Origin of the sequence: Microtetraspora sp. AC03309 (genome assembly GCF_020826795.1) — a bacterium.
Classification (GTDB): domain Bacteria; phylum Actinomycetota; class Actinomycetes; order Streptosporangiales; family Streptosporangiaceae; genus Microtetraspora; species Microtetraspora glauca.
Window position 1 is genome coordinate 116,668 of sequence record NZ_JADDIL010000020.1, and the last position, 6,611, is coordinate 123,278.

General features: G+C 70.2%; 6 protein-coding genes and 1 pseudogene. All 7 read left to right on the forward strand.

The window, feature by feature from the left end:
- The first annotated feature begins 30 nt into the window (after positions 1–30).
- Positions 31–873, forward strand: a complete 843-nt coding sequence (locus IMZ11_RS14545) for an amidohydrolase (RefSeq protein WP_228641636.1) — start codon at positions 31–33, stop codon at positions 871–873.
- A gap of 190 nt (positions 874–1,063) precedes the next feature.
- Entirely contained in the window at positions 1,064–1,774 is a 711-nt protein-coding gene (locus IMZ11_RS14550; RefSeq protein WP_228641638.1) for a type 1 glutamine amidotransferase, read from the forward strand.
- A gap of 201 nt (positions 1,775–1,975) precedes the next feature.
- Positions 1,976–3,883 carry an amino acid transporter gene (locus IMZ11_RS14555; RefSeq protein ID WP_228641641.1) on the forward strand — a complete coding sequence of 636 codons (1,908 nt, stop codon included), beginning with the start codon at positions 1,976–1,978 and terminating at the stop codon, positions 3,881–3,883.
- A gap of 133 nt (positions 3,884–4,016) precedes the next feature.
- Positions 4,017–4,160 (forward strand): hypothetical protein, encoded by a 144-nt coding sequence (locus IMZ11_RS14560; protein ID WP_228641643.1) that lies wholly within the window; start codon positions 4,017–4,019, stop codon positions 4,158–4,160.
- Positions 4,161–4,227: 67 nt separating this feature from the next.
- Complete coding sequence (kdpF, locus tag IMZ11_RS14565) at positions 4,228–4,317, forward strand: K(+)-transporting ATPase subunit F (RefSeq protein WP_061254979.1); 90 nt, start codon at positions 4,228–4,230, stop codon at positions 4,315–4,317.
- A 32-nt stretch (positions 4,318–4,349) separates the two neighbouring features.
- On the forward strand, positions 4,350–6,011 hold the full coding sequence (gene kdpA / locus IMZ11_RS14570) for a potassium-transporting ATPase subunit KdpA (protein ID WP_228641651.1): 1,662 nt from the start codon (positions 4,350–4,352) through the stop codon (positions 6,009–6,011).
- A 2-nt stretch (positions 6,012–6,013) separates the two neighbouring features.
- A pseudogene (locus tag IMZ11_RS14575) lies at positions 6,014–6,611 on the forward strand (potassium-transporting ATPase subunit B); the annotation flags it as partial.

A 6,611-nucleotide genomic window follows, 5' to 3' on the forward strand; every position in this document is an offset into this window, starting at 1 on the left:
TTCCATCGATTGATCAACGAAGGAGGTACGGTGCCCGTCGTCGATGCGCATCAGCATTTCTGGAACCTGCGCACCGGTTCCTATCCCTGGCTGACGCCGGAGGCGGGGCCGATCTACCGCACCTTCGAACCCGAGGAACTCGTCCCGCAACTCGCGGCGGCCGGGATCGACCGCACGGTGCTGGTCCAGGCGATGGACTCCTATGCCGACACCGACGCGATGCTGGCGCAGGCGGACGAGCACGACTTCATCGCCGCCGTGGTCGGATGGGTGCCGCTGAACCGGCCCGCCGAGGCGGCGCAGGCCCTGGAGCGGTACGGCAGGCACCCGAAGTTCGCGGGCGTGCGCCACCTCATCCACGACGACCCCGATCCCGACTGGGTGATTCAGGACTCCGTGATCGAAGGGCTGGGGCTGCTCGCCGAGGCGGGACTGCCGTTCGACGTGGTCGCCGTGCTGCCCCGGCATCTGGAGCACGTGCCCGTGCTCGCCGAGCGGGTGCCCGGCCTCCGCATGGTCATCGACCACTTGGCCAAGCCGCCGATCAAGGAGAAGGGCTGGGAGCCGTGGGCGTCGCTGATCGCCGCGGCCGCCGAGTGCCCCGGCGTGTACGCCAAGGTCTCCGGGCTCAACACCGCCGCCGACGCCGAGACGTGGACCGCGGGCGACCTGCGGCCGTACGTGGACCACGCGATCGAGGTGTTCGGGCCGGACCGGCTGATGTTCGGCAGCGACTGGCCGGTGGCCGTCCTCGCCGGTGACTACGCCAAGGTGTGGCGCGAGACCGGCGCGTTGCTCGCGGAGCTGTCCGACGACGACCGCTCCGCCGTACTCGGCGGCACCGCCGCGCGTTTCTACCGGATCGAGGTCTGACGTGCTCGACCTGTTGGCCGGCCCGCAGAGCTGATCACGCGCAGGTCCACCGCCCCTCCCCGCGTCGGCTGACCCGCCCGGTCGGCCGTGCGGGCTGATGCGCGCGGGTGCCCGTGGGACGGCGTTCGCGCTGGTACGAGGCGGGTTCCCCGAGATATCGTTTGGTACCAAATAATTTCTCGGGGGTGTCATGCGCGCGCTGTTCGTCCAGCAGGACCACGTCTCGCCCACAGGGCCGATCGGGGAGGGGTTCGAGCGGCGCGGATACGAGCTCGTGGAGTTCCCCGTGGTCCCGGCGGACCGTTTCCACGCTCCCGACGTCGAGGTCGCCTTCCCCGATCCCCGCGACTACGACGTGATCGTGCCGATGGGCGCTCCCTGGTCGGTGTACGACGAGGCGGCGATCGGGTCCTGGATCCGCGAGGAGCTGGACTTCCTGCGCCGGGCGCACGAGTCGGGCGTGCCCGTGTTCGGCATCTGCTTCGGCGGCCAGGCGCTGGCCGCCGCGCTCGGAGGTCGGGTCGAGCGCGGCTCCGAGCCCGAGATCGGCTGGTACACGATCGAGACCGGCGCGCCGGGCCTGGTCGAGGCGGGCCCGTGGTTCCAGTGGCACCAAGACCGCTGGAGCCCGCCCCCGGGCGCCGCCTCCCTCGCCCGTACGCGGGTCGCGCCGCAGGCGTTCACCATCGGGCGGAGCCTCGCGGTGCAGTTCCATCCCGAGCTGACGGTCGCCATGCTGGACGGCTGGCTCGGCAACGGCGGCGGTGACTGGGTGACCGCGCACGGCGGCGACGTCGAGCGTCTCGCCGCGACGACCAGGGCGGAGGAGCCCGCCGCCGTCGTCCGGGCGCACCGGCTGGTCGACCGGTTCCTCGACCAGGTCGCGTCGCGCCCCTGGTGACCGTGCTCGTCCCGGGGCCGTGGTTCGACCCGGGGACCCCGGGGTATCCGAGATCAGGCGTGTGGTCCACACGCGGCCTTCCCGCGGAACGCCCTCCGCCTCGCGGCGGATCGGTGTCCGATCGACCGGATCCATGCGGGTTCACGCGGGTTCGATCGGTGATGCTGCGGGGGTGACCGGTTGGCCGGGTCGGCTCGGCATGTGGTGGTCCGGGAAGGGGCGTTCCGGGCGTGGCTGCTGCACGGCCTCCGGCACGAGGACCTGAAGGCCCTGGGTCCGCACGGCCCCCGCTCCCCGGAGAAGCAGTACTCGTGGTGGCGCGTCATGTGCCTCACCGGCGTGGACTATTTCTCCAGCCTCGGCTACCAGCCCGGGATCGCCGCGCTGGCGGCGGGGAGCGTCGCCCCGGTGGCCACCGTCCTGCTCGTCATGCTGACCCTGTTCGGCGCGTTACCGGTCTACCGCAAGGTGGCCGTCGAGAGCCCGTACGGCCAGGGCTCGATCGCGATGCTGGAAGGGCTGGCGCCGCGCTGGTGGGGCAAGCTGATCGTGCTCGTCCTGCTGGGCTTCGCGGCCACCGACTTCGTCATCACCATCACGTTGTCCGCGGCCGACGCGACCGCGCACATCCTGGAGAACCCCTTCACTCCCCGTGTGCTCTCCGGGCAGAAGATCGCCGTCACGCTGTTGCTGCTGGCGTTGCTCGCCGGAGTGTTCCTGAAGGGCTTCACCGAGGCCATCGGCATCGCCGTGGCGCTGGTCGGCGTCTATCTGGCGCTGAACGCCGTGGTGGTCGCGACGGCGTTCCTGCACGTCCTCGGGCATCCGGAGCTGATCGGGAACTGGGAGCGGATGCTGACCACGCAGCACGGCGACCCGCTCGGATTGATCGTCGTCTCCCTGCTGGTGATGCCCAAGCTGGCGCTCGGCATGTCCGGGTTCGAGACGGGCGTGGCCGTGATGCCGCTGATCCAGGGCGATCTCGCGGGGCGCATCGCGGGCGCCAGGCGGCTGCTGACCGCCGCCGCCCTGATCATGAGCGTGTTCCTGATCTGCAGCAGCCTCGTCACGATCATCCTGATCCCCGAGCACGAGTTCCAGCCGGGCGGCAGGGCCAACGGCCGGGCGCTGGCCTACCTGGCGCACGCCTATCTCGGCAACGGGTTCGGCACGCTGTACGACGTCAGTACGATCACCATCCTGTCGTTCGCCGGAGCGTCCGCGATGGCCGGCCTGATCAACCTCGTGCCGCGCTACCTGCCCAGGTACGGCATGGCACCCGACTGGACCAGCGCCGTGCGACCGCTGGTCCTCGTGTTCACCGCCGTCGCGGTCGCCATCACGCTCGCCTTCGACGCCAGCGTGGACGCCCAGGGCGGCGCGTACGCGACCGGAGTGCTGGTGCTGTTCCTGTCCGCGGGCGTCGCGGTGACCGTGGACGCGCACAAGGCAGGACGGCACGGGCGGGCCCGGGTCTTCGCGCTGATCACGCTGGTCCTCGCCTACACGCTGGTGGAGAACATCCGCGTACGCCCGGAAGGCGTGAAGATCGCTTCGCTGTTCATCGCGGCGATCATCGTGCTGTCGCTGATCTCGCGGGTCACCCGGTCCACCGAGCTGCGGGTCTCGGACGTCCGTCTCGACACGCTCGCCCAGGAGTTCATCACCGAGGCCAGCGGTGAGATCCATCTGATCGCCAACGATCCGCGGCGGCGCGACCAGGCCGAGTACAACGAGAAGCTCCGCGAGATGTGGTACACCCATCGGCTGCGCAGCGCGGAGCCCGTCATGTTCGTCGAGGTCACCGTGCTCGACGCGTCCCAGTTCCGCAGCGAGCTCCGGGTCACGGGCGACCTGCGGTACGGCCACCGGATCCTCCGCGTCGAGAGCGCGACGGTGGCGAACGCGCTGGCCGCGCTTCTGCTGTACATCCGGGACCGAACCGGCGAGGTGCCGGACATCTACTTCCAGTGGGGCGAGGGGAACCCGGTCGTCGCCATGTTGCGCTACCTGCTCTTCGGCGGCGGCGACGTGCCCGCGCTGACCCGGGAGGTGTTGCGCGAGGCGGAGCCCGACCCGGCGCGCCGCCCCCACGTCCACGTCGGCTGATCGCCGGCCGAACCTCTCGCTGATCACGTGCCGCCCCGCAGGTCACAGGCGTAGGAAAGTCATCAAGATTCCCTTTGAATCCGTATATAAGACGTCAAGACCGCCGAAAAGCCGCAAATCTGGGGATTTCCTGGTGGTGGGACCGCCGGGCCCGGCGGTCGAGCGTGCACGTCAGGATTCCGAGGGAGTGGCGATGGCCGACGTCATCTTCGTCGCCTTGACGGTCGTGGTGTTCGCGCTCCTCTGGCTCGCCGTCAGGGCGGTGGAGCGACTGTGACCGCCGCCGGCCGGGATCTGCCCCGCGGCGCCCGGCTCCGCGGGGCACTGCCGTACGAGGTGGGGTCATGGGCGTGGTGAACACCGTCGGGCTCGTGGTCGCCATCGGCCTGGTGATCTTCATGGTCGTCGCGCTGCTGTTCCCGGAGCGCTTCTGATGACGTACTCGCTGATGACGTCCTCGCCCTCGATGTCCTCGGCGATGGCGGGACTCCTGTTCATCCTGTCGCTGCTCGTCGTCCTCGCCGTGGCGTACCGGCCGCTGGGCGACTACATGTACCGCGTCTACACCGGCACCCGGCATTACGCCTTCGAGCGGGGCGTCTACCGCCTCATCGGCGTGCATCCCGACAACGGGCAGCGCTGGACCGCCTACGCGCGGAGCGTCCTGGCCTTCTCCGCCGTGTCGATCCTCTTCCTGTACGGCCTGCAACGGCTGCAGAGCCATCTCGCGCTCAGCCTGGGCATGGGCGCGGTCCCGCCCGCCCTGGCCTGGAACACGGCGGTCAGCTTCACCACCAACACCAACTGGCAGGCGTACTCGGGCGAGTCCACCATGGGCCACCTGGTACAGACGGGCGGCCTCGCCGTACAGAACTTCGTGTCGGCCGCGGTCGGCATGGCGGTCGCGATCGCGCTGGTCCGCGGGTTCGCCCGGCGGCGGACCGACGATCTCGGCAACTTCTGGGTGGACCTGGTGCGCGGCACCGTCCGCATCCTGCTGCCGATCGCCTTCCTCGCCGCGATCCTGCTGGTCGCGGGTGGAGCGATCCAGACGTTCGCCGACCACCACGTCTGGACCACGCTGGCCGGAGGCCACCAGACCTTCACCCCCGGCGCGGTGGCGACCCAGGAGGCCATCAAGGATCTCGGCACGAACGGCGGCGGATTCTTCAACGCCAACTCGGCCCATCCGTTCGAGAACCCGACGGCCTGGACCAACTGGCTGGAGATCCTGCTGCTGACGGTCATCGCCTTCTCCCTGCCGCGGACCTTCGGCCGGATGGTGGGCGACAACCGCCAGGGGTACGCGATCGTCGCGATCATGGCCATCATCGCGATGGCGAGTGTGGCGGTGACCAACCTGGCGGAACTCGGCCACGGTGGCACCGTGCCGCAGGCGATCGGCGCGGCCTTGGAGGGCAAGGAGGCCAGGTTCGGGGTGTCGAACTCCGCCATGTTCGCCACCTCGGCCACGCTCACCAGCACCGGCGCGGTGGACTCCGCGCACGACTCCTACACCGCGCTCGGCGGCGGCATGTTGCTCTTCAACATGATGCTCGGCGAGGTGGCCCCCGGAGGCACCGGCTCCGGCCTGTACGGCATGCTCGTCCTGGCCGTGATCACCGTCTTCGTGGCCGGGCTCATGGTGGGGCGCACCCCGGAATACCTCGGCAAGAAGATCGGCTCCCGCGAGGTCAAGCTTGCGTCGCTCTACTTCCTGGCGACTCCGGTGCTGGTCCTCATCGGCACCGCGCTCGCGATGGCCACCGGGGCCGGGCGGGCGGCGATGCTCAACAACGGCGCGCACGGCCTGTCGGAGGTGCTCTACGCCTACACCTCCGCGTCGAACAACAACGGGTCCGCGTTCGCCGGCCTGAGCGCGAACACGGACTTCTTCAACATCACGCTCGGCCTGTGCATGGCCTTCGGGCGGTTCCTGCCGATGGTCCTGATCCTCGCCCTGGCGGGCTCGCTCGCCGGGCAGTCGCCGGTGCCGGCTTCCGCGGGGACACTGCCCACCCACCGCCCGCAGTTCGTCGGCATGGTGGTCGGCGTCACCGTCGTGCTGGTCGCGCTCACTTTCCTCCCCGCCCTGGCGTTGGGGCCGCTGGCGGAAGGGATCCGCTAGCCATGTCCACGAGAGCGCGCCCGCTACCCGGCCGTACGCCGGACACTCCGGCGAAACCGAGGAAGCGGGACGGGAAGATCGGCGGCGGCCTGCTGGACCCCAAGCAGATGCTCCGGTCGCTGCCGGACGCGCTGCGCAAGCTCAACCCCGCCACGCTGTGGCGCAACCCGGTCATGTTCGTGGTCGAGGTGGGCGCGGTCTTCACGCTGGCCCTCGCGATCGCCACCCCGTCGGTCTTCGCCTGGGCGATCGTGGTGTGGTTGTGGCTGACCGTGGTCTTCGCCAACCTGGCCGAGGCCGTGGCGGAGGGCCGGGGCAAGGCCCAGGCGGCCACGCTGCGCGCGGCCAAGCGCGACACCGTCGCCCGCCGCCTCATGGATCGTAAAGACGCCGGGCGGTGGGACGCGGTCGGCGCCGCCGAGCTGCGGCAGGGGGACTTCGTGATCGTCGAGGCCGGGGAGATCATTCCCGGGGACGGTGACGTGGTCGAGGGCATCGCCTCCGTCGACGAGTCGGCGATCACGGGCGAGTCGGCGCCGGTGATCCGCGAGTCCGGCGGGGACAGGTCGGCGGTGACCGGCGGTACGAAGGTGCTCTCCG

Bases quoted from the DNA above. Each gene is read 5' to 3' on its own strand.
- IMZ11_RS14550 (WP_228641638.1), top strand. From the start codon at position 1,064: ATGCGCGCGCTGTTCGTCCAGCAGGACCACGTCTCGCCCACAGGGCCG.
- kdpF (WP_061254979.1), top strand. From the start codon at position 4,228: ATGGGCGTGGTGAACACCGTCGGGCTCGTGGTCGCCATCGGCCTGGTG.
- kdpA (WP_228641651.1), top strand. From the start codon at position 4,350: ATGTCCTCGGCGATGGCGGGACTCCTGTTCATCCTGTCGCTGCTCGTC.